Annotated in this window: 24 protein-coding genes; 23 read left to right on the top strand and 1 reads right to left on the bottom strand. The window is 46.9% G+C overall.

Annotation, left to right across the window (positions count from 1 at the left end; all coding sequences use genetic code 11):
- Window positions 1–14 precede the first annotated feature (14 nt).
- The 4 genes from dnaK (at window position 15) to KNO98_RS03830 (ending at window position 4,768) form a co-directional block, all read left to right on the top strand.
- The gene (gene dnaK / locus KNO98_RS03845) at window positions 15–1,841 is read left to right on the top strand and encodes a molecular chaperone DnaK (protein ID WP_026825652.1); all 1,827 of its coding nucleotides are present in this window, start codon (window positions 15–17) and stop codon (window positions 1,839–1,841) included.
- 110 nt (window positions 1,842–1,951) lie between these two features.
- The gene (gene dnaJ / locus KNO98_RS03840) at window positions 1,952–3,058 is read left to right on the top strand and encodes a molecular chaperone DnaJ (RefSeq protein ID WP_026825653.1); all 1,107 of its coding nucleotides are present in this window, start codon (window positions 1,952–1,954) and stop codon (window positions 3,056–3,058) included.
- 18 nt (window positions 3,059–3,076) lie between these two features.
- Window positions 3,077–4,015: a 50S ribosomal protein L11 methyltransferase gene (gene prmA, locus KNO98_RS03835; RefSeq protein WP_026825654.1), complete on the top strand. Its 939-nt coding sequence runs from the start codon at window positions 3,077–3,079 to the stop codon at window positions 4,013–4,015.
- A gap of 3 nt (window positions 4,016–4,018) precedes the next feature.
- Window positions 4,019–4,768, top strand: coding sequence for a 16S rRNA (uracil(1498)-N(3))-methyltransferase (locus KNO98_RS03830; RefSeq protein ID WP_214699073.1), 750 nt, complete (start codon window positions 4,019–4,021; stop codon window positions 4,766–4,768).
- A gap of 47 nt (window positions 4,769–4,815) precedes the next feature.
- Here the strand turns inward: KNO98_RS03830 and KNO98_RS03825 are convergent, their stop codons facing one another.
- On the bottom strand, window positions 4,816–8,472 hold the full coding sequence (locus tag KNO98_RS03825; RefSeq protein ID WP_214699071.1) for a S8 family serine peptidase: 3,657 nt from the start codon (window positions 8,470–8,472) through the stop codon (window positions 4,816–4,818).
- Window positions 8,473–8,777: 305 nt separating this feature from the next.
- Between KNO98_RS03825 and KNO98_RS03820 the strand changes: the two genes are divergently transcribed.
- The 19 genes from KNO98_RS03820 (at window position 8,778) to glyS (ending at window position 25,431) form a co-directional block, all read left to right on the top strand.
- A complete protein-coding gene (locus KNO98_RS03820; protein WP_214699069.1) occupies window positions 8,778–9,431 on the top strand; it encodes a class I SAM-dependent methyltransferase in 654 nt (217 codons plus the stop codon).
- Complete coding sequence (locus tag KNO98_RS03815) at window positions 9,418–9,885, top strand: S-ribosylhomocysteine lyase (RefSeq protein ID WP_026825658.1); 468 nt, start codon at window positions 9,418–9,420, stop codon at window positions 9,883–9,885. The genes KNO98_RS03820 and KNO98_RS03815 overlap by 14 nt, the downstream gene beginning before the upstream one ends.
- 1 nt (window position 9,886) lies before the next feature.
- A complete protein-coding gene (locus tag KNO98_RS03810; protein ID WP_214699062.1) occupies window positions 9,887–10,825 on the top strand; it encodes a PLP-dependent cysteine synthase family protein in 939 nt (312 codons plus the stop codon).
- Window positions 10,791–11,948, top strand: a complete 1,158-nt coding sequence (locus KNO98_RS03805) for a bifunctional cystathionine gamma-lyase/homocysteine desulfhydrase (RefSeq protein ID WP_214699060.1) — start codon at window positions 10,791–10,793, stop codon at window positions 11,946–11,948. The genes KNO98_RS03810 and KNO98_RS03805 overlap by 35 nt, the downstream gene beginning before the upstream one ends.
- Window positions 11,949–12,055: 107 nt before the next feature.
- Entirely contained in the window at window positions 12,056–12,934 is an 879-nt protein-coding gene (gene rarD / locus KNO98_RS03800; RefSeq protein ID WP_214699058.1) for an EamA family transporter RarD, read from the top strand.
- Window positions 12,935–13,013: 79 nt separating this feature from the next.
- The gene (gene deoC / locus KNO98_RS03795) at window positions 13,014–13,679 is read left to right on the top strand and encodes a deoxyribose-phosphate aldolase (RefSeq protein ID WP_026825662.1); all 666 of its coding nucleotides are present in this window, start codon (window positions 13,014–13,016) and stop codon (window positions 13,677–13,679) included.
- A 74-nt stretch (window positions 13,680–13,753) separates the two neighbouring features.
- Entirely contained in the window at window positions 13,754–13,948 is a 195-nt protein-coding gene (gene rpsU / locus KNO98_RS03790; protein ID WP_029334745.1) for a 30S ribosomal protein S21, read from the top strand.
- A 33-nt stretch (window positions 13,949–13,981) separates the two neighbouring features.
- Window positions 13,982–14,431 carry a GatB/YqeY domain-containing protein gene (locus KNO98_RS03785; RefSeq protein ID WP_026825663.1) on the top strand — a complete coding sequence of 150 codons (450 nt, stop codon included), beginning with the start codon at window positions 13,982–13,984 and terminating at the stop codon, window positions 14,429–14,431.
- Window positions 14,432–14,563: 132 nt separating this feature from the next.
- Window positions 14,564–15,076: an NfeD family protein gene (locus tag KNO98_RS03780; RefSeq protein ID WP_034770967.1), complete on the top strand. Its 513-nt coding sequence runs from the start codon at window positions 14,564–14,566 to the stop codon at window positions 15,074–15,076.
- The gene (floA, locus tag KNO98_RS03775; protein WP_026825665.1) at window positions 15,073–16,059 is read left to right on the top strand and encodes a flotillin-like protein FloA; all 987 of its coding nucleotides are present in this window, start codon (window positions 15,073–15,075) and stop codon (window positions 16,057–16,059) included. Before KNO98_RS03780 ends, floA begins: the two co-directional genes overlap by 4 nt.
- Window positions 16,060–16,064: 5 nt before the next feature.
- Window positions 16,065–16,487: a hypothetical protein gene (locus tag KNO98_RS03770; RefSeq protein WP_214699057.1), complete on the top strand. Its 423-nt coding sequence runs from the start codon at window positions 16,065–16,067 to the stop codon at window positions 16,485–16,487.
- Between the two features lie 119 nt (window positions 16,488–16,606).
- Window positions 16,607–17,578, top strand: a complete 972-nt coding sequence (locus KNO98_RS03765; RefSeq protein ID WP_026825667.1) for a PhoH family protein — start codon at window positions 16,607–16,609, stop codon at window positions 17,576–17,578.
- A 41-nt stretch (window positions 17,579–17,619) separates the two neighbouring features.
- Entirely contained in the window at window positions 17,620–19,707 is a 2,088-nt protein-coding gene (locus KNO98_RS03760) for an HD family phosphohydrolase (RefSeq protein ID WP_214699055.1), read from the top strand.
- The gene (ybeY, locus tag KNO98_RS03755) at window positions 19,685–20,161 is read left to right on the top strand and encodes an rRNA maturation RNase YbeY (protein ID WP_214699053.1); all 477 of its coding nucleotides are present in this window, start codon (window positions 19,685–19,687) and stop codon (window positions 20,159–20,161) included. Before KNO98_RS03760 ends, ybeY begins: the two co-directional genes overlap by 23 nt.
- Entirely contained in the window at window positions 20,158–20,505 is a 348-nt protein-coding gene (locus KNO98_RS03750) for a diacylglycerol kinase family protein (protein WP_084483583.1), read from the top strand. The genes ybeY and KNO98_RS03750 overlap by 4 nt, the downstream gene beginning before the upstream one ends.
- A 30-nt stretch (window positions 20,506–20,535) precedes the next feature.
- Window positions 20,536–21,444, top strand: a complete 909-nt coding sequence (era, locus tag KNO98_RS03745; RefSeq protein ID WP_026825671.1) for a GTPase Era — start codon at window positions 20,536–20,538, stop codon at window positions 21,442–21,444.
- 3 nt (window positions 21,445–21,447) lie between these two features.
- On the top strand, window positions 21,448–22,197 hold the full coding sequence (gene recO / locus KNO98_RS03740; protein WP_026825672.1) for a DNA repair protein RecO: 750 nt from the start codon (window positions 21,448–21,450) through the stop codon (window positions 22,195–22,197).
- A gap of 293 nt (window positions 22,198–22,490) precedes the next feature.
- Complete coding sequence (gene glyQ, locus KNO98_RS03735; protein ID WP_200868294.1) at window positions 22,491–23,384, top strand: glycine--tRNA ligase subunit alpha; 894 nt, start codon at window positions 22,491–22,493, stop codon at window positions 23,382–23,384.
- Window positions 23,377–25,431 carry a glycine--tRNA ligase subunit beta gene (gene glyS, locus KNO98_RS03730; protein WP_214699049.1) on the top strand — a complete coding sequence of 685 codons (2,055 nt, stop codon included), beginning with the start codon at window positions 23,377–23,379 and terminating at the stop codon, window positions 25,429–25,431. The genes glyQ and glyS overlap by 8 nt, the downstream gene beginning before the upstream one ends.
- The last annotated feature ends 6 nt before the right edge of the window (window positions 25,432–25,437 follow it).

The following is a 25,437-nucleotide window of genomic DNA, read 5'->3' as shown; positions in this document are numbered from 1 at the left end:
TGGAGGAATGAACGATGGGTAAAATTATCGGTATTGACTTAGGGACTACAAACTCATGTGTGGCAGTAATGGAAGGTGGCGAAGCGGTCGTCATCTCAAACGCAGAAGGGAACCGTACGACGCCTTCTGTTGTCGCGTTCAAAGGTGAAGAGCGCCAGGTAGGTGAGGTCGCAAAACGTCAGGCCATCACAAACCCGAACACGATCCAATCAATCAAGCGTCATATGGGGACATCACACACGGTTGACGTAGACGATAAGAAATTCACACCACAAGAAATCTCAGCAATTATCTTGCAAAAGTTGAAGAAAGATGCTGAAGACTATCTCGGTGAAACGGTAACGGAAGCAGTCATCACAGTTCCTGCATACTTCAATGATGCAGAACGCCAAGCGACAAAAGATGCAGGTAAAATCGCTGGTCTCGATGTAAAACGTATTATCAACGAACCGACAGCGGCTGCGCTCGCATACGGTTTAGACAAAGGTGAAGATCACACGATTTTGATTTATGACCTCGGTGGCGGTACGTTCGACGTGTCAATTCTTGAACTTGGTGACGGTGTATTCGAAGTTGTCGCAACAGCAGGTGACAATCGTCTCGGTGGAGATGACTTCGACCAAAAAATCATCGACTACCTCGTTGCAGAATTCAAAAAAGAGAACGGAATCGACCTCGGAAAAGATAAGATGGCGCTTCAGCGTTTGAAAGATGCGGCTGAAAAGGCGAAGAAAGACCTTTCAGGTGTCACAAGTGCGCACATCAGTCTTCCGTTCATCACAGCTGGTGAAGCAGGTCCCCTCCACTTGGAGATGACACTCACGCGTGCGAAGTTTGAAGAGTTGACGGCCGATCTTGTCGAACGCACGATGGAACCGACTCGCCGTGCTTTGAAGGACTCAGGACTCACACCATCTGATCTTGACAAGATCATTCTTGTCGGCGGTTCGACACGTATTCCTGCCGTTCAAAAAGCAATCCACGACTTTACGAAGAAAGAACCGTTCAAAGGGGTTAACCCGGATGAAGTTGTTGCACTCGGTGCAGCCATCCAAGGTGGGGTTCTTGCAGGTGACGTGAAAGATGTCGTTCTTCTTGATGTGACGCCACTCTCACTCGGTATTGAAACAATGGGCGGCGTGATGACGAAATTGATTGATCGTAACACGACAATCCCAACATCAAAATCACAAGTCTTCTCGACTGCAGCGGATAACCAACCAGCTGTTGATATCCACGTCCTTCAAGGGGAACGTCCGATGGCGCCTGATAACAAGACGCTCGGTCGCTTCCAATTGACGGACATCCCGCCGGCACCACGCGGTGTGCCGCAAGTCGAAGTTAAATTCGACATCGATGCTAACGGAATTGTTCACGTATCGGCAAAAGACCTTGGTACGAACAAAGAACAATCGATTACGATTCAATCCTCTTCAGGTATCGATGAAGCGGAAATCGAGCGCATGGTGAAAGAAGCGGAAGCGAACGCGGAAGCTGATAACCAACGTAAAGAAGAAGCTGAGCTCCGCAACGAAGCAGACCAACTCGTCTTTGCGACTGACAAGGCAATCAAAGACCTTGGCGAGCAAGTCGAAGAGGCAGATAAAGAAAAAGCGGAAGCTGCGAAAGAAAAAACGAAAACGGCTCTCGAAGGTTCAGACCTTGAGGAAATCCGGACAGCCAAAGACGAATTATCAGCTGTCGTTCAAGAGTTGACACAAAAAGTATATGCTAAAATGGCTGAACAGCAAGGTGCTGAAGGCGCAGAACCACAAACAGAAGCGAAACAGGACGATGATGTCGTGGACGCAGAGTTTGAGGATCTCGACGACCGTAAATAACCAGCCGTTGTAAAGGAGAGCGCCAAAGCAGGTTTCTGCTTTGGCTCTTTCCATGTTAAGGTAGAATCGGTAAAATCGATACGAAGTTAGTGAGGATAGGAGCGAGAAAAGTGGCGAAACGAGATTATTATGAAGTGCTAGGGCTCGACAAGTCGGCCTCAGCACAAGAAATCAAGCGGGCATACCGTAAGTTGGCCCGTCAATATCATCCAGACATCAACCAAGAGGCAGATGCTGCTGAAAAGTTCAAAGAAATCGGTGAAGCGTATGAGGTGCTTTCTGATGAACAGAAACGGGCTCAATATGACCGATTCGGTTTTGAAGGAGCTAATCAATTCGGAGGCGGTGGCGATTTCCAAGGCGGATTCGGAGATATTTTTGATATGTTCTTCGGAGGCGGCGGACGCCGTCAAGACCCAAACGCACCTCGACGAGGAGAAGACTATCAGTACGTGGTCGATCTTGATTTCATGGAGAGTGTGACCGGGAAGACTGAGACGATTGAACTCGAAATCGAAGTCGAATGTGATACGTGTATGGGAAGTGGGGCAAAACCCGGAACAAAACCAGAAACGTGTAACCGATGTGGCGGCAGTGGAGTCGAAACAGTCGAACAAAATACGGTTCTTGGTCGTATGGTCAATCAACGTCCTTGTAGTCAATGTCATGGTACAGGTAAGACGATTAAAGAAAAATGTTCGACTTGCCATGGTTCAGGTCATGTGAAGAAGAAGCAATCGGTTGAAGTTAAAATTCCTGCTGGTATCGATAACGGTCAGCAGATTCGTTTATCTGGAAAAGGCGGCCCGGGTGTGAATGGTGGACCAGCGGGAGACTTATACGTTGTTATTCGTGTAAGAGCCCACGAAATTTTTGACCGTGTCGACCAACACATTTCAATGGAAATGCCGGTCACGTTCGCCCAGGCGGCTCTCGGTGCAGAAATCGAAGTCCCGACTGTTCATGGGAACGTGAGTTTGAAAGTACCTGCGGGAACACAAACCGGTTCAAAATTCCGTTTACGTGGAAAAGGGATGCCGAGCCTACGTGGAGGCGCAAACGGCGACCAATTTGTCAGTGTCATCGTGATGACACCGAAACATATGACAGATCGTCAAAAAGAATTGCTTCGCGAATTTGAAGAAATTAGCGGTGAGTCTGGGGTAGAAGAGGAACATGGTATGTTCCAAAAAATGAAAAAGTTCTTTAGTCACTAAAAAAGGAGTGTGCAATCGATGAAATGGTCTGAAATTTGTGTCCACACGACACAACTTGCGGTAGAAGCCGTATCAAATTTACTACACGAAGTGGGGGCACAAGGTGTCGTCATCGAGGACGTCGAAGATTTTGACCGAATGATGGCCGAAGACCATTTCGGAGAGATTTGGGACGTTTCAGATCGTGAAACATATCCTACTTCTGGTGTACACGTCAAAGCATATGTGCCAGCTTCAAGTGATTTTCAAGATGTGCTTTCGAACTTGAGAAAAGAAATCGAACGACTTCGCAGTATGCTTGATATTGGTTCAGGTGAAGTCACGGTCGCTGAAATCGACGAAGAGGACTGGGCGCACTCTTGGAAACAATACTATAAGCCAGTCAAGATTTCACAACAGTTGACGATCGTCCCTCTATGGGAAGAGTATACACCGCAACCGGAAGAGAACGTGATTCTCCTCGATCCGGGAATGGCATTTGGAACTGGAACACATCCGACGACAATGCTCTGCATCCAGGCAATCGAGAACTATATCCAAGAGGGTGACCATGTCATCGATGTTGGTACAGGTTCAGGAGTATTGTCGATTGCGGCTGCTAAACTTGGAGCAACGAGTGTAAAGGCGCTCGACTTAGATTCAGTCGCAGTAGAAGCGGCTCGTCAAAATGTAGAGACGAACGGTGCCGAACAGCTCGTTCAAGTGACGACGGGAGATCTATTAAAAGGTGTAGAAGGAGAGTACGATTTGGTCGTTGCGAATATTCTCGCCGACGTCATCCTTCTCTTCATCGAAGATGCTTACGCACGTACGAAATCTGGTGGGCACTTCATCACTTCTGGAATTATCGGAGAGAAACGAGCTGAAGTAACGAACGCCTTGGTCGCTGCAGGCTTTGAGATTGAAGAGACACGCGTGATGGAAGATTGGGTCGCGATTATCGCTAAGAAGGGGTAAATCATGCAACGTTACTTTTTGACACGAGAATCATTTGCAGGTGAAACGGTGAGGCTTCCTCCAGATGTGGTTCATCATATCGGTACAGTCCTAAGGCAAGGTCCCGGATATGAGATGGTCCTTTTGGACGGTGCGGGAAATGAATATGCGTGTGTCGTGACATCGCTTGAGGGGAAATCTGGAGAAGCGAAGGTTCTATCGACACGACAGGCGACGACTGAGTTACCAATTGAGGTTACGCTCGCCTACGCGCTTCCTAAAGGTGATAAGGTCGAACTTGTCGCTCAAAAAGCGACCGAACTTGGCGTCCACCATCTTCTGTTGTTCGAATCGACCCGTTCTGTCGCCAAGTGGGACGGGAAAAAAGCTCCGAAAAAAGTGGAACGGATTCAAAAGATTATGCAAGAGGCGGCTGAACAATCATATCGTGCCGTGGTACCGACTTGCGCGTACATCTCTCCTAAAGAGCTTAATCAGAAAATCGATGGCTATGATGTCGTCATCATCGCGTATGAAGAGTCGGCAAAAGAAGGTGAACAGTCTGCGTTCGCGCAATTATTAAATCAACTGAAACCGAAACAACGCCTTCTCGTCATCACGGGACCTGAAGGTGGATTCGATGTGTCAGAAATCAAGCAATTGATTGATGCGGGAGCGACAGCCTGTGCTTTCGGTCCACGCATTCTTCGGTCTGAAACGGCGCCACTCTATGCATTGTCTGCAATCTCTTTCGCGCTTGAACTAAACAAATGACACCAAAACGGATGACCCGATTGAGGTCATCCGTTTTTTGGTGTCGCTTATTTTTTGTTGATCGTAATCACTTTCTTCGTGACGTTCCCACCAAGGTCGGTCACTTCAAATGTGAAGGTATTTGTTCCTTTTGTTGTCACAGGGAGTGTGATTGTTCCAGTTCGTGAGGAAGCTCTCATCGCATATGGTTCTTTCATGGATTGGCTCCATTGCAAGTCACCATTGACACGAAGTTTAATTTCATCAAAATTGTCAGTCACTTTGACTTTGACTTTTACAGAGTTCTGCTTAGCCGAAACGTTCTTCGGCACGTTTGTCACGGATAATTTTGCTTTCGTCGAATCGACAAAGATTGGACGGACGAAGTTTGTCATGTTTCCTGCAGTATCTTCTGCGATGAAGCGAACTTTATGGAATCCATCTTTATATGTTCGAGTCGTATTGAACGTGTATTGTTCTGATGTCGCATCATATTTGAGTGGCACTTCGACTCCGTCTACTTTAAACGAGGCGATTTCAGAGGCATCCTTGATTTGACCGATTAACGGTACAATCGATGTACCATATGGAGACAAGGCGAGTGGTGCATCGACAAAGACTCCAGGTTTGACCGCATCATTTTCTGTAGAAACATTTCGAGTGATCACATTTCCAGCATTATCCGATACACGAACAGCGAGTTGGTCTGTTGATTCGATTGGAGTATCGAGTGTGAAGGTAGCTGTATCGTCCGCTTCTTTCTCAACGACTTCACCGTTAAGAAGGAATTCAATCCCATTGATTCCCGCAAAGTCATCCGATGCTTTGACGCTTGCTACGTTATCGTCCCAACGAAGGGTGAAGCGTGGGTCTGTGTAATCCACTTTGACAGGGATGCGCAATGTTTGAGCCTGTTTCTTCATGTAATCAATGCTTGCTTCAATCTCATAGTAATATGTGCCTTTTGGCGCCATCTTTCCATTCAATTTTCCATCCCAAGCGTTATCCGCTGCGTAATAGTAATAATCGCCACTTCCACCGTCGAAGTAATTCTTTCTCAATTCGTCTTCCATCTTGAGGGTGCGAAGGACGTTCCCTTTCTCATCTACGACCCGATATTTGATGTCTTTCGCATTACGTAATAGCGAGAAGACTGGAGTCGCAGTGTCTTTCGATCCGTCTCCATCTGGTGAGATGGCAACCGCTTCACCAGCCACAGATTCATCTAGCTTTTCACCTAAGTAGTTTCCTTCTGCATCGGCCAATCCAGAGACGCCGTAGAATGCGCCTTCTCCATAAATTGTCTCGTCAAAGATCGGTGCTTTTCCCCAGTCTCCTTCGAATCCAACGAACGGAACGACGAGTGATGGATGACCGTCTGTCCCACGTGGGTCTGTCAAACGAAGGAATCCATCAACGAAATAGCCGTTCTCAAAGACGGATTTAGCAGATACGGCTCCGTCCAATGTTTCAGGGTTGAGTACTTTTGCTTTCGATACATCGATTGAGACTGTAATCTCTTTCTTCTGTTTTGCTTTCAACGTGACTTTACTCGTGTTGGCACCGTTGATTTTAATGATCGCTTGTTGAAGAGCCTGGGCTTCCATTGCATTTTGGATGACCCCGTCTTTGTTTTTGACAGCGAGATCAGTTTGCAGAGATGCTGCCACATCATACGTCAATGATTCGTTTGACATATTCTCAACGACGATTTTGAATGAGGCTTTACTCTTCGATAATTCTTTTAAAGCAACTTTTGCTTCTTTCGTCTTCTTCTCATACGCGACAGCTGGGGACGTGACGGCCGCATGAAGTTGCATGAGACCGGCTCCGGCACGACGTGGTGAGTACGGAAGAGACTGTTTCAATTCCTGGTTATATGGTCCGATATCCGTGACAGGCTTTGATGTGTTGAGTAACAAGTTCTTTGCCATCGTGACACGATTTTTTCCACTCAACTTGAAGTCGCGGTCCACACGCTCAAGAACGAGGGCTGCCCCTCCGGCAACGTGCGGTGCTGCCATTGATGTTCCACTCATCAACCCATATTGGTTGTCGTTGAACGTAGAGAAAATTTGACCGCCTGGTGCAGAAAGTTCTGGCTTGAAGTCAAGGTTTGGTGTGACACCCCATGAGGTGAAATCAGACATCGCACCGGCTGAACGGTTGTTGACACTGATCCGGTCACCGGCAAACGTCACTTGAAGTGGGCCTTCGGCTAATTTGTCTTTAAGTTCATTCCCATCCTGAATGCTGAGTGAAGCCATTGGGATTTGAGGTTGATCGAGTGCCATCGATACATAATCACCATGTGAGACAGCGCCTCGAACGATGACACCTGCTGCGCCTTGTTCCTCAGCAGTTTTTTGAATCTTCGAATAGAAGTATCCGCCGTCACGCACGGCGAGGACGAGTTTTCCTTTTACGTCTTTCCCTTCATAATTTTCCGATTGTCCGTCTCCGACATATACGATGTCATATGTACCTTCCTTGAAAGCAGGACCGTCTTGCTTCTTCCATCCGATTTTTTCATTCCCGACGCGAAATGCATCCAATTGAATTTGATCGTTCTCAAGAGACGCAACCGATGTTGACGCTTGACTGACACTTGGTGCCCCAACGACGCCCGTATCTGGGTTTGAAGCGGTCGGCAAGTCGAATCCGTGACCGAAGTATGCGGAGTTCCCTGCGGAAATCGACATGAAGATTCCGTTGTCGACGGCGCGTTGAACGGCTTGTTGCTCTGGAGAATCAGCATTCACAAATCCAGCGGTAGAACCAAGACTCATGTTGATGACGTCCGCTCCGAGCTTGATTGCATCATCAATCGCTTTAATATAAATATCACCATATGTAGATGCGTAATTTGGATCGTTACTGAATACTTTCAAACCTAAGATTTGTGCTTCTGGAGCGACACCTTTGATGCCTCCATTTTCCAAGTCACCATTCGCGGCAACCGTTCCTGAGACGTGTTGACCGTGCATCGATGCGCCTGGAGAATCATCCTTAATATCATCGTTCTCATCGTAATAGTTATAAGCGTATGGAACTTTCTCGTTCACAAAAGCTCCAGGTAAATCGAATGATGCAATTGCCTGATTGACTTCTGATTTCGTCAATTCTGCCGTTTTTGCGTCTGTGATTCGGTAGTCACGATGATCAGCGTCAATTCCTGAGTCGATGACAGCGACGACTGTCCCTTCGCCTGCAAATCCATAATCGCCCCATGTTTGCTCGGCTTGGACCATCCCGTTACTCGTGATCATATCTGGCTTCACTTCTGGACGCTCATATTCGTTGACGATGTGAACGGTCGCGACTTCAGGTAACGCTTCGACTTTAGCAATTTCACTTGTTGACAGGAACGTTGAGAAGCCGTTAAAGACAGTTGTGAACTCTTCAATCGGAGAAGCGGTCACCCCTTGTTTCTTGAGAGCAGACTTGGCCCGTTTTTGTTCGGACTCCACAGATTCTTGAGCCTTGTTTTGTTCCGATTTTGTTAATTCATTAAATTTTTTTCCTTTTTGAGCAGCTTCTGCAATCGCTGGGTCTCCTACGAGTTCAACCACGACCCTTACTTTTTTCTGCTTCTTTTCGAGCACAAGTTTTGGTTTTACGGATGCTTCTGCTGAAACAGATGATGTACCAGCTTGAATCAGTGCTGGTGATAATGCGATACATGTGGCGAGTGATGCGTTCAGATAGATTTTTTTACGTGACAACGTGTTAGCCCCCTGTGATTTGTTATTATCTGTAAAAAAAGCGATTCCTAACATTGAAGACTATCATAACGCTATTTGACATAATAGCAGTGGGTTTTTTTGTAAAATAGGGGAGTGTTTTTGCACAAATTTTAATGTTCTGACAATTACTAAAGACCTAACACATAAGACCTATATCCTTTATAGATAGAATAAAAAATCTAGCTAATGACTTGAAACGAGTAAAAAAACCTGGTAATCTAGCGTTAATGTTAAATGCCGATAATACATATCAAATTAGTAAGAATAAAGATTGGGGTGGCGCTATGAACTTACCATTCATGGACATCTTTAAAGATTGGGCAAAAGATTACGATACGGCTGTCGAAGGTCATGACGAGCAATATCATGAGGTGTTTGTTGAGTATGAACAAATGTTGGATGAAGTTGCGCTACACGTTGAAGGAACGGTGCTTGAGTTCGGTGTAGGGACGGGTAACCTGAGTAGTCGCATTCTAAAAGGACATCCGTTGATCGCGATTGAACCGTCTCCGGAGATGCGGCAGATTGCGATTGACAAATTAGGTATTGAAGTTCAGGAAGGCGATTTTCTCCGATATCCAGACTTTTCACAAGTCGATACGGTCGTGTCGTCGTATGCTTTTCATCATTTGAAGGATTCTGAAAAGGAGACGGCGATTCGTCAATATGTCGGAGAATGGGGACATCCGAAGTTCGTGTTGCTCGACACGATGTTTGAATCTCCGGCATCCCGTCAGGACATCATCGATTGGGCGAAGGCTAACAGTTACTCAGACCTAGTTGAAGACTTGAATCGTGAATACTATCCATATACGACAACGATTCGTTCTATGTTAGAAGCGAATGGTTATAACGTGATGATGACGCAAAAAAATAAGTTCGTATGGCTCGTAGTAGCCACTAAGTATCGAGGAGGAATTACACATGAAAACATATAACGTTGAAAGTTTTAACTTAGATCATACGAAAGTTCAGGCTCCGTATGTTCGTCTGGCTGGCGTGAAAGAGGGGTCAGCTGACACGATCTATAAATATGATATTCGTTTCATTCAACCGAACGAAGGCCTCATGCCAATGCGTGCGGTTCACTCACTCGAACATTTGATTGCGGAAAACAGTCGTAATCATTCAAATGATATCGTTGATGTTTCACCTATGGGATGCCAGACAGGATTCTATTGGACGATGTTGAATGACGGGGATTATGACCGAATGCTCGATTTGGTGGAAGCCACTTTACGCGATGCGATGAACGCAGAGGAATTGCCGGCACAAAACCCCGTACAATGTGGAAGCGCAAACCATCATGATTTTGAAGGAGCAAAGAAGTTAGCTTCAGATATGCTCGCAAAGCGAGACGAGTGGCATATTATCTTTAAGGACGAAGCGTAAGATGATTGTCCGTGACGTCTACGAGCTCATCGGGGATACACCGCTCATTGAACTCCATTCACTTCCCGTACCCGCAAATGTCAAAGTGTACGGAAAGCTCGAGATGATGAATCCGGGTGGAAGTGTGAAAGACCGACTCGGCATGAATTTGATTGAACGAGCAATTGAGCGCGGAGATGTCGCACCAGGTGGCACGGTGATCGAACCGACAGCCGGGAACACCGGGATTGGTCTCGCCCTTGCTTGCCAACGGTTCGGGATTCGTCTTTTTACCGTAACCCCTGAAAAGTTTAGTCAAGAGAAACAAGCGCTCATGCGACTCTTGGGGGCCACGGTCGTCAACACGCCGACAGAACTTGGGATGAAAGGCGCAATCCATCACGCGGTCGAATTGGCGAAAGAGCATGACGCCTATGTCCCGGAACAGTTCTCAAACCGGGACAACCCGGACGCATACGTTGACATTCTATCTCGTGAACTTCTAAACGACCTGCCTCGGATTGACGTGTTCATAGCCGGAGCTGGTTCGGGAGGAACGTTCACTGGTGTCGCGCAAACGCTGAAACCTCTCGGTACGAAAACTGTCGTTGTGGAGCCGGTCGGATCGGTTTTAAACGGTTGTGAACCGGGCCCTCATAAAACGGAAGGAATCGGCGTTGAGAAATGGCCACCATTTTTGGAGCGGTCTTATGTGGATGCGATCCATACGATCACGGATGAAGAAGCGTTCTACTATGTGGCACATTTGGCGAAACAGGAAGGACTGCTCATCGGTAGTTCATCAGGTGCCGCCATCGCAGCGTGTGTAAAGGAAGCAAATCAATTGACGGAAGGCACGATTGTGACAATCTTGCCGGACAGTGCAGAGCGATATTTAAGTCAAGGAATTGTCAAGGAGGCAGAACATGCGTACAAAGACAGCACTCATTCACGGCGGTAAGACGACGGATCCATTGACAGGAGCCGTCACACCACCGATTTATCAAACGAGCACATACAAGCAAGACGGGATCGGGAACTTACGAGAAGGATACGAGTATTCTCGGTCGGCAAACCCGACGCGAACAGCGCTCGAGACACTCATTGCCGACATTGAAGGCGGTGTACAAGGCTTTGCATTTGGTTCTGGGATGGCAGCCATCTCGACGGTGCTCATGCTACTAAAATCAGGAGACCACGTCATCGTCGGATCTGACGTGTATGGAGGAACATACCGTGTATTCAATCGAGTATTTCAGTCACGAGGCTTGGAAGCAACTTTTGTCGATACATCCGATGAAACAGCGGTTCGGAATGCGCTTCAAACGAACACGAAAATGATTTATGTCGAAACACCGACCAACCCGCTTCTAAATGTGACGGACATCCGCGCGATGCGCACGATTGCAGATGAGGCAGACGTCATACTCGTCGTGGATAACACGTTCATGACGCCTTATTTCCAAAATCCAATCGATCTTGGAGCAGACTATGTCCTCCACAGTGCAACGAAGTACTTGGGTGGACATAGTGACGTCGTGGCGGGACTAGTTGTCGCTCGTACGGAAGAACAAGGCGAGGCTTTGGCCTTCCTTCAAAACTCTGTTGGGGCAGTACTCGGACCACAAGACAGCTTCCTTGTTGTTCGAGGCATCAAGACGCTGGCCGTCCGGATGGAGGAAATTGAATCAAATGCTCGTGCATTGGTCGAATTTTTACAATCTAAAAAGAGCGTGTCCCGTGTGCTCCACCCAAGTGTTTCAAGTGAAGAAGCGAAACGTATACATTTATCTCAAGCGCGCGGGTTCGGTGGGATGATTGCATTCGATGTTGGTTCAGCGGAAGCGGCGGAAATGATGGTCGCGAAGACGAAATACTTTACGCTTGCTGAGAGCTTAGGTGCAGTAGAGAGCTTGATCAGTGTTCCGGCCCGCATGACACATGCGTCGATTCCGGCTGAACGTCGAGCGGAACTCGGAATCACCGATGGGCTCGTCCGTATTTCGGTCGGACTCGAAGACATTGATGACTTGATGGAAGATTTGGCGCAAGCTTTGTCGGCGATCGAGCAAGTGAAGCAATAAACAGTCAGGGCGCGTTTTCGCGTCCTTTTTTCATGAGAAAAAAGTCTTGTATCGGAAGTCTTTCATCGACTAAACTGTTTTTAACTTGAAAGAGAGCGGGTGAACGTGTGAATAAGGGAGTGTTGACGACAATCGGGGCCTACGTCATGTGGGGCGTCCTTCCGATTTATTGGAAATTTTTACAAGAAGTGCCGAGCGGTCAAATTTTGGCGCATCGAATCGTTTGGTCATTTTTATTTATCTTACTCGTCCTGAGATGGACAAATCAGTGGAAAGAGTTCGGTTACGCCCTTCGACATCGTGCTACGCGAAACGCATTCATGTTAAACGGATTCATCGTTAGCGCAAACTGGTTTGTGTACATATGGGCAGTCAATCACGGATATATTATCGAAGCGTCTCTTGGGTATTACATAAATCCACTTGTCAGTATGGTGTTAGGGGTGCTCGTATTTCGGGAATCATTAAACCGAGTCCAATGGATAGCTGTCGGGATTGCCTCGGTTGGGGTACTCGTATTAACGTTAGGATACGGCTCGTTCCCTTGGATCTCATTCGTTTTAGCGAGTACGTTCGGATTTTATGGGATGGTGAAAAAACGACGCCCCCTTGCCTCGACAGTCAGCCTAGGGATTGAAACGTTAGCAGTCGTCCCTGTGGCGCTGCTCTTCCTCGGGAATCAAGTCGTCATCGACAACATCGCTTTTGATGTGTCTCCTGTGATTTGGGTTGCGCTCCTCGGGACGGGCGTAGTCACGGCGTTACCACTTCTTTTGTTCGGGTATGGGGCACAACAGATTCCGTTCACTCTCGTCGGGTTTCTTCAATTTATCGCACCGACACTTAGCTTGATTATCGGGGTCGTCATGTACCATGAACCGTTTACGTCGTATCATATCTTTGCCTTCACCTGCATTTGGCTCGCTATTTTCTTCTTCAGTTGGAACAGTTGGGTCGTTGCACGTAAACGTCGTCAGTTAATTTGAATTTGAAAGCTGTTACATCTCAAAAAAACATGGTAATATGTTAGATGTCAGACTTATATGTCAGAGGAGGAAATGAATAATGGAATTAGCCCGTTATATCGATCACACAGCATTGAAAGCTGAAACAACAAAAGACCAGGTTACAAAACTATGTGCAGAGGCGCTCGAGTACAAATTCGCGAGTGTTTGTGTCAACCCGACTTGGGTCAAGTATGCTGCGCAAGAGCTCAAATCAGATGATGACGTCAAAGTATGCACGGTCATCGGTTTTCCGCTTGGAGCGAACACGCCTGAGGTGAAAGCGTTCGAAACAAAAGACGCGATCGCAAATGGTGCAGATGAGGTTGACATGGTCATCAACATCGCAGCACTCAAAGACGGCGACTACGATCTCGTAGAGCGTGACATCCGTGCGGTTGTTGAAGCGGCAAACGGTACACTTGTCAAAGTCATCTTTGAAACATGCATGCTTACTAAAGAAGAAATCAAGAAAGCTGCTGAACTTTCAGTTAAGGCTGGAGCAGATTTCGTGAAAACATCAACTGGTTTCTCAACTGGTGGTGCAACTGTCGAAGACATTCGCCTCATGCGCGAAACAGTTGGACCAGACCTCGGCGTAAAAGCTTCAGGTGGTGTTCGTGACTTCGAAGGTGCAAAGGCGATGATTGATGCTGGAGCTACACGAATCGGTGCATCAGCAGGTATTGCGATTGTCACTGGTGGACGTTCAGACAGCGACTATTAATAAGTGGTTGACCACACGACTTAATTTCACTATAATATGATATGACGTGTGAAACACGTTTCCTTAGTCGTGTAATTCGGAGGGAGGGAAAACTAGTGGAAACTCGTGTCCGTAAAAACGAATCGCTTGAAGACGCTCTTCGTCGTTTCAAACGCGGTGTTTCGAAAGATGGCACACTTGCCGAAGTTCGTAAACGTCGTCACTACGAAAAGCCAAGCGTAAAACGTAAATTGAAATCAGAAGCTGCGCGTAAGCGTAAGAAATTCTGATTCCAGTTTCATTTGTAGAGAGGGTGTTGGCTCATGAGTCTTCAAGAACGCTTGACGGACGACATGAAGCAAGCCATGCGCGCTAAACAAAAAGATCGTCTTACGACGATCCGAATGGTGAAAGCGTCGCTCCAAAATGAGGCTATCAAACTAGGCCGTCAAGATCTTACCGAGGAAGAGGAACTCACGGTGCTCAACCGAGAGATGAAACAGCGCAGAGACTCCCTCCGAGAATTCGAAAGCGCTGGTCGTGAAGACCTTGCTTCCAAAGTAGCAGAAGAAATTGTCGTCCTAGAAGCCTATATGCCTGAACAACTCTCAGAAGATGAAGTGACTAAGATCGTCCAAGCAGCAATTGCTCAAACGAACGCATCTGCTCCATCGGATATGGGTAAGGTGATGGGCGTCGTCATGCCGCAAGTAAAAGGCAAGGCAGACGGTGGTCTTGTGAACCGAATCGTCAAACAACAGTTGACGAATTGATGAAAAAGCAGAAACTTTTTGGGAAACCGAAAGTTTCTGCTTTTTTTGCGTATTCTGAAACCACATTCAATCTTGTTTCGTATACACTAGAGATAGGAGATAGCTTTGAATTTGGAAGGGGGTAGCAAGACGATGACATTTGGTCTCGGAGTGATTCTGACAGTCTTTTTCGTCGGAGTCGTCCTTCTTGGAATTGAAGTGTTCGTAGCAGGCTTTGGATTGTTCGGTTTGCTTGGTATTGGGGCGGTTGTTGCCAGTTTGATTATGGCTGGTGCGACAATTGGTCAGCTGTGGCTTTCGGTTGGTCTGGCGGCAGCGGTGCTCACAGGGCTTGGATTTTGGGCGTATCGCCGCTTGAGTACGAATCGTCCGCTCATTTATAAAGGGTTGATTTTAACCGATTCGACATCTACCGAAAAAGGTTATCTGTCCCATGAAGACCGAAAACAACTTCTCGGAAAGGTGGGTGTCACCTTGACCCCACTTCGCCCAGCAGGTACTGCTGAGATTGACGGAGAACGAATCGACGTCGTGACAGAAGGTAGCTATCTCGATCAGCAGACAAAAATTCAGGTATATAAAGTGGACTCAGGGCGAATTGTCGTTCGAAACTTTGTAGAACCGAAGGAGGATGTAACAGAATGACACCAGAATTACTGACGACGTTACTCATTACAGGTGGAGGATTAATTGCACTTGCCATATTCTTCACGTTCGTACCAGTTGGATTATGGATTAGTTCGTTCGCTGCAGGCGTTCATGTCTCAATCTTCACATTGATTGGGATGCGCCTTCGTCGCGTCGTTCCATCAAAGATTGTCAACCCGTTGATTAAAGCGGTCAAGGCGGGAATCGAGTTAAACACAAATCAGCTAGAGAGTCACTTCTTGGCAGGTGGTAACGTCGACCGCGTAGTGAACGCGTTGATTGCCGCACACCGTGCAAACATCGAATTATCATTTGAGCGCGCTGCAGCCATCGATTTGGCAGGTCGGAACGTACTTGAAGCCGTACAAATGTCGGTTAACCCAAAAGTCATTGAAACACCATTTATCGCAGGTGTAGCGATGGACGGGATTGAAGTGAAGGCAAAAGCACGCATTACGGTACGGGCCAACATCGACCGTCTCGTCGGTGGTGCAGGGGAAGAAACGATTATCGCCCGTGTCGGAGAAGGTGTCGTATCGACGATTGGTTCTCAAAACAATCATAAACATGTATTAGAGAATCCAGATTTGATTTCGCGTACCGTTCTTACAAAAGGATTAGATTCGGGAACAGCGTTTGAAATACTATCGATTGACATTGCAGACATCGACATCGGTAAGAATATCGGTGCGGTTTTACAAACTGATCAAGCCGAAGCGGACAAAAAGATTGCGCAAGCGAAAGCGGAAGAACGCCGTGCGATGGCGATTGCCCGCGAACAGGAAATGAAATCTTCTGTTGAAGAGATGCGCGCGAAGGTCGTCAGTGCGGAAGCGGAAGTCCCGCTCGCGATGGCCGAAGCATTGCGTCACGGAAAGCTAGGCGTCATGGATTACGTGAATTACTTGAACGTTCAAGCGGATACAGAAATGCGAAAAGCGATTGGATCACCTGTCGATTCTGAATCAGATAGCGAGTGATTGATATGGATGGACTTTGGATACTTTTGTTAGCCGCCTTCGGTATTGCCTCGGCAGTGATGAAGCGGCTTGAAAAGTCATCGTCCTCTGACGACCGTCCTCAAAGCAGTGAACTGAAACGCTACTTGGATTCGGTCGGGGACGTGATGAAAGAAATTGAATCGTCGTTTGATGACTCCGAATCAGAGAAGAAGCCTGTATCACAAAAGGTGAGACGACGAGTGGCGCAAACAGAAGAGCGACAACTTCCTCGTGAACGTCAAGTCGAGATGCCGAAAGTGAGTGCTCAGTTCGAGCAAGCGGTTAAAATTCCACCGATTCCACAGGAAATAAAACCGAGAAAAACGAAAATTTCGAAAAAACGGATGCGGGAAGCTGTCATTTGGAGTGAGGTTTTACAACCTCCAGTCTCGAAACGAAAAAAGTAACAGGAAGGCAGTGACGTGATGTTACTGCCTTTTGCATGTGGAAATTACGCGGTCTTTCTTTCACGATAGGCGTGATAGTGCTAAAGTAAAAGAGGAATATCCGATTTTATGAGGGGGCAATGCATCCATTGATTATGACTGATAAAATACCATTCGTAATGGAACAAGCGAATGAAGCGCAAGCTTTACTCGGACCAAAAGATGAAGTGTTCCAGGCGGTTGAAACAGAATTAAAAGTAGCGCTCATCCCTAGAGGTGAGGAATTGATTATCCAAGCCGATTCGAGTGAAGCGTTAGAGGTGACGAAACAAGTTATTCTTACTTTGCAAAAATTGGTAAAAAAAGGTGCGCGTCTAAATGAAAGTGACGCCATTAGTGTCATCCAACATATCCAAGTCGGAAAAGGGGATGAACTGCTCGAACATTATGAGCGGGTCGTCTTCACGACGAACAAAGGGAAACCGATTCGTGCTAAAACTGTTGGGCAAAGTCGGTATGTTCGTGCGATTGAACGACGGGACCTTGTTTTTGGAATCGGACCTGCCGGGACAGGGAAAACGTATTTGGCGGTCGTTCTAGCCGCTCGAGCGTTAAAAGAAGGCCAAGTCAAACGAATCATCCTGACACGCCCTGCCGTTGAAGCTGGTGAAAACCTAGGTTTTTTACCAGGAGACTTAAAAGAAAAAGTAGATCCATATCTTCGTCCATTATATGATGCCTTATTTGATGTATACGGGGTTGAACAGACGAACCGTCTGTTAGAACGAGGAACGATTGAAGTGGCTCCTCTCGCTTATATGCGTGGACGGACGCTAGAAGATGCGTTCGTTATCTTAGATGAGGCTCAGAATACGACAAAAGAACAAATGAAGATGTTTTTGACACGACTTGGTTTTGGATCAAAAATGGTGGTGACAGGGGATTTGACACAAGTCGATTTACCAAAAGGGAAGGCGTCGGGATTACAAGAAGCACTACACCTCTTAGAAGGCGTGGACGGGATTCATTTCGAACACTTCAGTGCCTCGGACGTAGTTCGCCATCCACTCGTCAAGAAAATTATCAATGCTTATAGTACAGATATCACATAAGCAGACAAAAGAGGTCATAAATCGTGAAAGGGGGGGCACGAATGCAACAAGCTAAAAACTGGACCGTCGCGACCATCTCGCTTATTTTCTTCCTACTATTAGGTGCCATTCTTTATTTCACAGTGCGACCATCCATCATCAGTGTGGAACCGCTAGGGATTGCCGAACAAGATATTCGGTCTCCTATCACTGTCGAGGATCGAGTGGCGACCGAACGGTTGAAGCAGGAAGTGACGAACGGTGTGGGGAGCCAGTTCTCGCTGAGACGGGAATTCGCTGATCAACAAATTGCAAAAGTCGAGCAATTGTTCGCAGCTTTTGACAAAACCGATGACGAGACGGAACTTGCAGATATTAAGAATCGTCTGAATTCTACTGAGGCAAATGGGGCTCTCGCTGATGAAGAATTAAATTCGCTTCTTGAAGCCGACAAAAATACCCGTCAAACGGTCGAGGATGTGACGGTGACCGCACTACAGCAGGTGATGGACGATCGGATTGAAACGAGTTCCGAGGCGGTTGCCGAGGCTCGGGACCGAGCGGCTGCGATTATCGATCAATCGCCGCTCTCGTTTGAATTCCGAGCCATCTCAAAAACATTAAGCGATGAACTCATCGTGCCAAACTATGTATTCGATTCCGAGGCGACCCGTCAAAAGGAACAGGAAGCCGTCGATGCGGTCGATCCAGTCATCATTCAGGAAGGGCAACTTCTCGTAAACCAAGGAGAAGTCGTTACGCGAGAGGTGTATCGAAAGCTTGAACTCTCTGGAGCGATTGATCCGAACCGTTCGCTTGCACCGTTATTTGGGTCATTCTTACTCAGTGCGTTGTTGACCGGTGGATTTTTGTTTATGCTCATCCGTTCAAAGATTAAAGATCTATTGCTGAGTCCAAAAATCTTAGTAACGGTGTATGGGCTATTACTCTTACAACTCGGCATTTTCTTTGGTGTCGGATACATCGGGGTCGACTATACGACATACGCATATATCTTGGCACCGACCGCGTTCGTCGTATTATTGTTGCGGATTCTCATCGATGAACGAGTGGCGCTAGCATCGGCATTTATAACGATGATTGCCGGGAGTATCGTTGTCACTTTTGGACAAAGTACGAATTTCATGACCTTGGTGTACGTTGCGACAGGAAGTTTCTTAGCTGTCTTTTTGGTCGAACCTAAAATTCAGCGGAAGCGTTTGTTCTTGTCAGGTGTGTTGCTCGGTCTCGTGAACATCATCATGGTGATTGCCTTGCTCTTGTTGCGGAACGTGCAAATCTCATGGGACATGGCGATGTATCTATCGGGATTTGCCGTAATTAGCGCCCTTTTATCCATTGTCTTGACGTTCGGGTTCTTACCTTTTCTAGAGCCGTGGTTTGGGGTCTTATCGTCTGGTAGACTCATCGAGTTGATGAGCCCGACGCATCCATTATTACGAAAATTATTAATGGAAGCACCGGGCACGTATCATCATAGTATGATGGTGGCGAACTTGGCGGAATCTGCCTGTGAAGCAATTGGAGCAGATGGCTTGCTCGCGAGGGTCGCAAGTTATTATCACGACCTCGGGAAGACGGAGCGACCGCTTCACTTCATTGAAAACCAGCAAGGTGGAGGAAATCCGCATGACCGGCTGACACCTGAAGAATCCGCGGATATCATCATGGCTCACCCTTACGATGGGGCCGATTTGTTGCGGCGCTATAAGTTACCGAAAGAAATTATCGATATTGCTGAACAGCATCATGGAACATCTTTATTGAAATACTTCTATGTGAAGGCGAAAGAAGATCAAGAAAAGGACGTTTCGGAGTCTCGCTTCCGCTACCCTGGTCCGAAACCTCAAACTCGTGAAGCGGCAGTCGTCATGATTGTCGACTCAATTGAGGCAGCCGTCCGTTCGCAAAAACAGCCGACACCGGAGAAAATTCGGATGCTCGTCCGCTCCATCATCCGTGATAAGTTAGCGGATGGACAATTTGAAGAATGCGAGTTAACGACAAAAGAAATTTGGCTTGTCGGAGAAAGTGCGTGTGAGACATTGACCGGTTTGTTCCATGAACGAATTGAATATCCAGAATTAAAGAAAGAGGGAGAACTACATGCAAATCATCTCGAACGATGAACATGAACTGTTAACAACATCTCAAATTGAGCTCGTTGAATCGATTTTACAACATGCCGCTCAATTAGAAGAGGTGGAAGAGCCGAGCGAATTATCGGTCACTTACTTAACAAATGCGGAAATTCATGAGGTGAACCGGGAATGGAGAGGGAAAGATGCCCCGACCGACGTCATTAGCTTTGCCTTTGATGAGATGGGCGAAGATGAGTTGGACTTCACACTCGACGAAGACGAGCCGCACCTCCTTGGTGATTTGGTCATCTCGGTAGAACGTTGCCGGGAGCAAGCCGCTGACTATGGTCATTCGTTCGAGCGAGAGCTTGGCTTCTTGGCTATCCATGGATTCCTTCATCTATTAGGTTACGATCATATGACAGCGGAGGATGAAGCGGAGATGACTGCAAGGCAAGAGGCAGTCCTCACTCACTTCGAATTGAAGCGGGGCAACGTGTGAGACCCTTCCGAGTGGCGTGCGAAGGAATTCTGCATGCCGTTCGCGCAGAACGGAATATGCGGCTTCACCTCATATCGGCCCTACTCGTATTCACCTTTGCGATATGGCTACAAACGTCGGTGCGTGAAAATTTGATTCTGCTCGGTTGGGTGGTTGCAGTCATTAGTTTAGAGCTGATGAATACATCCATCGAGCGAGCGGTCGATCTCGTCACGAAAGATGTCCATCCGCTCGCGAAGCAAGCGAAAGATGTTGCCGCAGGAGCCGTACTAGTCGCCTCTATAGGTGCTGCCGTAACGGCACTCATTATATTCGGTCCAAGGCTATGGAACGTGCTATACTAAGAGTTCTGAAATTGAGAAAGCAGGTGCACTATGTATCAAGAAGATTTTAAATCTGGATTCGTGTCGATCATTGGCCGACCGAACGTCGGAAAATCAACATTCCTCAACCACGTGATTGGTCAAAAGATTGCCATCATGTCGGATAAACCGCAAACGACACGAAATAAAGTACAAGGCGTATACACGACGGATGATTCACAAATCATATTCATCGATACTCCGGGAATCCATAAACCGAAACATCGTCTCGGTGACTTCATGATGAAAGTAGCAACGAATGCCCTTCGCGAAGTCGATGCGATTCTTTTCATGGTGAATGTGACTGAACCTCGTGGTGCCGGGGACGATTTTATCATTGAGAAGCTTAAAGGGCTCGATACACCAATCATCTTGGTTATGAACAAGATTGATTTAATTCATCCCGACGAACTACCAAAGGTGATTGAACAGTATACGAATGAACTGGATTTTGCAGCGTACGTCCCGATTTCGGCGCTACAAGGCAATAACGTCGAACCGCTCTTAGGTGAAATCAAAAAGTTATTGCCGGAAGGACCGATGTATTATCCTGCCGATCAAGTGACCGACCATCCGGAGCGTTTTATTATCTCTGAGATGATTCGTGAGAAAGTGTTGCATAAGACACGCGATGAAGTGCCACACTCAATCGCTGTGGCCATCGAATCGATTAAGAAACGTGAAAACTCCGAGATGATCGACGTCGAAGCCGTGATCATGGTGGAACGGGATTCTCAAAAAGGGATCATTATCGGGAAAAAAGGGACGATGCTTCGCGAAATCGGAACAGATGCCCGCCACGATATCGAGGCTCTTCTCGGTACGAAAGTGTATTTGAACCTTTGGGTCAAAGTTCAGAAAGACTGGCGTAACAAGATGGGTCAGCTACGTGACCTCGGTTTCCGCGACGACGAGTATTAAGCCATGTTACAAAAAGTCACGGGAGTCGTCATTCGTACCGTCAATTATGGTGAATCGAATAAAGTCGTGACATTGTTTACAGAAGAACTCGGCAAAGTTGCGATTATGGCACGAGGCGCAAAGAAACCGGGCAGCCGATTTCACGCTTCGAGTCAGCCGTTCGTAGAAGGTATATATATTTTTCCGTCTAGCCGGGGACTGGCTCAGTTAAAATCGTCCGATGTCGTCACCTCCTACCCGGAGATTCGAAAAGATGTTGTGCGGATGTCGTACGCGATGTATTGGTTAGAGCTTGTCGACCGCTCTGTGGAAGATCGGGTGCAGAATCGTCCACTGTTTCGAATTTTACAAGATGCTCTCCAAGCGTTGAATGCGGGGATGGATGCAGACGTAATCACCCATCATATTGAATTACGCATTTTACATCTGTTAGGTGTTTCCCCTGTATTAACGGGTTGTGTGCGATGCGGGGACGTAACGGACCCGATGTACTTCTCTGTTGCATCTGGTGGCTTTTTATGTGCAAGGCATCAAGAAGAAGGAACGATTCGGCTGTCGGAACGACTGGCGAAACTTCTCTATTTGATGAGTAAGCACAATCTATCAGAATTTCGAAACGTACCGCTATCAGACGAGTCAAGAATTCTTTTACGTCAGCTATTTGATGCATATATGGAATCGTATAGTGGGTTGCGATTGAAGACAAAGCGTGTACTCGACCAAATGATTCGACTTCATCTGAATGAGGATTGACTTTTTATAGTGAATTCGATACGATGAGTTACGATTAGACAAATGAAATAGCGTGCGCGATGAAGGAAAAAAGTAACTCTTCCTGTCATGAGTTAAGCGAGTTCGGGATAGTGTGAGCCGAACGTCATGAGAAGGGTGAACGGCGATTCCAGAGCGCCCACATCTTTAAGAGTGGCCCCGATGTTGGGGCAAGTAGGGTGGAACCGCGGGAATCAATCCCGTCCCTATGTGCTAGGCACATAGGGGCGTTTTTTGTCGTTTCAATACTATTGGAGGTGTCATTTATGAAGCATATGACTATGCAAGAAATCATTCTCACGCTACAAAACTTTTGGGCATCAAAAGGTTGTTTGACGATGCAAGCGTACGATGTTGAAAAAGGGGCAGGAACGCTGAACCCAATGACTACGTTAAGAACTCTAGGTCCAGAACCTTGGAACGTTTGTTACACAGAACCATCACGCCGTCCGGCTGATGGACGTTATGGTGAGAACCCTAACCGTCTGTATCAACACCATCAGTTCCAGGTGATCATGAAACCTTCTCCAAGCAACATTCAAGAACTTTACTTAGAAAGTCTCGAGTTGATTGGAATCAATCCGCTTGAGCACGACATTCGTTTCGTTGAAGATAATTGGGAAAACCCGACATTCGGAGCAGCTGGTCTCGGTTGGGAAGTCTGGCTAAACGGGATGGAAATCACGCAATTCACGTATTTCCAACAAGTCGGTGGAATCGAGTGTGACCCGATTGCCGTAGAAATCACGTACGGACTCGAACGTCTCGCCTCTTACATTCAAGAAGTGGAGAGTGTATTCGATCTCGTATGGACAGACGGCTTCAAATACGGTGATATTTTCTACCAACCTGAATTCGAACACTCGAAATATACGTTTGAATTATCGGATGTCGACATGCTGTTCACGTTATTCGACACATATGAGAAAGAAGCGAAACGTGCTCTTGAAGAGAATCTCGTCTTCCCTGCGTACGATTACATTCTGAAATGTTCGCACACATTCAATTTGTTGGATGCAAAAGGCGCCATTTCGGTGACGGAACGTACCGGATTCATTCAACGCGTACGTAACATGTCACGTACATGTGCTGCTAAATTTATTGAAGAACGGGAACGCCTTGGTTTCCCACTTTTGAAACAAGAGAAAGCAGGTGACTTGAATGCGTGACCTTTTACTAGAGATTGGATTAGAAGAGCTACCGGCTCAATACGTCTTGCGTTCAGAGAAACAATTGGCAGAACGTGTTGATGCGTTTTTAAAAGAAGCTCGTGTTGAATTTGGGTCGATTGAGGTTTATTCTACACCGCGTCGCTTGTCCGTCATCGTTCGTGATGTAGCCGAAACGCAACAGGATTTGAAAGAAACACTCCGTGGACCTGCTAAGAAGATTGCTCAGGACGCGGAAGGAAACTGGTCAAAAGCGGCGCAAGGATTTGCTCGCGGTCGTGGATTGACAGTCGAGGACCTGTACTTCGCAGAAGAAAAAGGGGTCGAGTATGTCTTCGCAGAACGTCATGAAGAAGGTCAGGAAACAAGCTCATTGTTAAACGGTCTCGAAGACGTCGTTCGTAGCCTGACGTTCCCAAAAAACATGAAGTGGGGAACGAGTAGTTTACGCTACATGCGTCCGATTCGTTGGTTGATTGCTCTATTTGGTAAGGACATCATCGATTTTACAATCGAAGGCGTGAAAACCGGCAACGTGACGCGTGGTCATCGCTTCCTCAGTAAAGGAGACGTTGTCGTCGAATCACCAGCAGCTTATGTAGAGACATTGGAGTCTGCGTTTGTCATGGCAAACTACGAGACTCGTAAAGCTGAAATCGAACGTCAAATTAAGGAACTTGCCACAAAACAAGGATGGACAGTTCCGCTTGATGCTGACTTACTCGAAGAGGTCACAAACTTAGTCGAATGGCCGACTGCCCTCTTCGGAGAATTTGAGGAGGCGTATCTCGACCTCCCTGAGGAAGTACTCATCACAACGATGAAAGAGCATCAACGTTACTTCCCAGTTTATATCGACGAAACGTTGAAAAACTACTTTGTCACGGTCCGAAATGGAAATGCAGAGCACCTAGAAAACGTGGCGCGCGGGAATGAAAAAGTCATCCGTGCTCGTCTTGCAGATGCCGTCTTCTTCTATGAGGAGGACAAAAAGACAAAGATTGATGACCAACTCGCTCGTCTCGATCGCATCGTATTCCATGAAAAATTGGGGACGACTGGAGCGAAAGCACGTCGCGTGACTGAAATTGCGCAGATGCTCGCACCTTTATTTGACGCAGATATCGAAAAAGTCAGCCGTGCCGGTGCGATTCATAAGTTTGACCTCGTCAGTCAGATGGTATACGAGTTCACTGAGCTTCAAGGAATCATGGGTGAGAAGTACGCGCTTCAGCAAGGTGAGGATCAGGAAGTGGCGGCAGCTGTTCGTGAGCATTATATGCCACGCTTCGCAGGAGATCAGTCCCCGGAGACGGCAACAGGTGCTGTACTTGCTCTAGCGGACAAGCTTGATTCGATTGTAGCATTCTTCGGAATCGGCATGATTCCAAGTGGTTCGCAAGACCCGTTCGCCCTACGCCGTCAAGCTCAAGGTGTCGTTCAAATTCTTGGAGATTGGAAAATTGATCTCTCACTCGACAAGCTGCTTTCAAAAATTGTCGAATTACAGCTGAAGGCAGGACTCTTCGAAGCCGATAAAGAACAAGTCAAGGATCAGCTGGTGGACTTCTTCAAACTCCGGTTGAAATACCGTCTACAAGAACAGAAGGTCCGCTACGATGTGATTGACGCGGTATTGACGACGACATTGACGATCAATCGCCTTGATGCTCGTGCACAAGCAATTCAACACTTCGTATCGACGAATGCAAAATCTTTGATTGAGCAATTGTCGCGCGTCGTCAACATTTCGAAAAAAGGTGAGCCAGGAGATGTCGTCCCTTCATTGTTTGAAAATGATGAAGAGATTGCCTTACATGAAGCGATTGAACGAATAGCTCCTGAAACGAACAACGCTGTTCAGGCGGGAGATTATCAAAAAGCGTTAGAGCTCCTTCAAATGCTTGAATCACCAATTATGATGTACTTTGAACATACAATGGTCATGAGTGAGGACGAGGCAGTACGCCAAAACCGTCTCCATGAAATGAACCGACTTGCTACGACGATTAAGAGTGTCGCAGACTTCAACGCGCTCGTACTCTAAACAAAC

The organism is Exiguobacterium sp. s57 (genome assembly GCF_018617685.1).
In the GTDB taxonomy this organism is placed as follows: domain Bacteria; phylum Bacillota; class Bacilli; order Exiguobacteriales; family Exiguobacteriaceae; genus Exiguobacterium; species Exiguobacterium marinum.
This window is presented reverse-complemented; position numbering and strand designations above follow the sequence as displayed.

Excerpts from the sequence above, each read along its gene's own strand:
- dnaK (WP_026825652.1), top strand. The coding sequence starts at position 15 with ATGGGTAAAATTATCGGTATTGACTTAGGGACTACAAACTCATGTGTG.
- prmA (WP_026825654.1), top strand. The coding sequence starts at position 3,077 with ATGAAATGGTCTGAAATTTGTGTCCACACGACACAACTTGCGGTAGAA.
- KNO98_RS03830 (WP_214699073.1), top strand. The coding sequence starts at position 4,019 with ATGCAACGTTACTTTTTGACACGAGAATCATTTGCAGGTGAAACGGTG.
- KNO98_RS03820 (WP_214699069.1), top strand. The coding sequence starts at position 8,778 with ATGAACTTACCATTCATGGACATCTTTAAAGATTGGGCAAAAGATTAC.
- KNO98_RS03815 (WP_026825658.1), top strand. The coding sequence starts at position 9,418 with ATGAAAACATATAACGTTGAAAGTTTTAACTTAGATCATACGAAAGTT.
- KNO98_RS03810 (WP_214699062.1), top strand. The coding sequence starts at position 9,887 with ATGATTGTCCGTGACGTCTACGAGCTCATCGGGGATACACCGCTCATT.
- KNO98_RS03805 (WP_214699060.1), top strand. The coding sequence starts at position 10,791 with ATGCGTACAAAGACAGCACTCATTCACGGCGGTAAGACGACGGATCCA.
- deoC (WP_026825662.1), top strand. The coding sequence starts at position 13,014 with ATGGAATTAGCCCGTTATATCGATCACACAGCATTGAAAGCTGAAACA.
- KNO98_RS03785 (WP_026825663.1), top strand. The coding sequence starts at position 13,982 with ATGAGTCTTCAAGAACGCTTGACGGACGACATGAAGCAAGCCATGCGC.
- KNO98_RS03780 (WP_034770967.1), top strand. The coding sequence starts at position 14,564 with ATGACATTTGGTCTCGGAGTGATTCTGACAGTCTTTTTCGTCGGAGTC.
- floA (WP_026825665.1), top strand. The coding sequence starts at position 15,073 with ATGACACCAGAATTACTGACGACGTTACTCATTACAGGTGGAGGATTA.
- KNO98_RS03770 (WP_214699057.1), top strand. The coding sequence starts at position 16,065 with ATGGATGGACTTTGGATACTTTTGTTAGCCGCCTTCGGTATTGCCTCG.
- KNO98_RS03765 (WP_026825667.1), top strand. The coding sequence starts at position 16,607 with ATGCATCCATTGATTATGACTGATAAAATACCATTCGTAATGGAACAA.
- KNO98_RS03760 (WP_214699055.1), top strand. The coding sequence starts at position 17,620 with ATGCAACAAGCTAAAAACTGGACCGTCGCGACCATCTCGCTTATTTTC.
- ybeY (WP_214699053.1), top strand. The coding sequence starts at position 19,685 with ATGCAAATCATCTCGAACGATGAACATGAACTGTTAACAACATCTCAA.
- era (WP_026825671.1), top strand. The coding sequence starts at position 20,536 with ATGTATCAAGAAGATTTTAAATCTGGATTCGTGTCGATCATTGGCCGA.
- recO (WP_026825672.1), top strand. The coding sequence starts at position 21,448 with ATGTTACAAAAAGTCACGGGAGTCGTCATTCGTACCGTCAATTATGGT.
- glyQ (WP_200868294.1), top strand. The coding sequence starts at position 22,491 with ATGACTATGCAAGAAATCATTCTCACGCTACAAAACTTTTGGGCATCA.
- glyS (WP_214699049.1), top strand. The coding sequence starts at position 23,377 with ATGCGTGACCTTTTACTAGAGATTGGATTAGAAGAGCTACCGGCTCAA.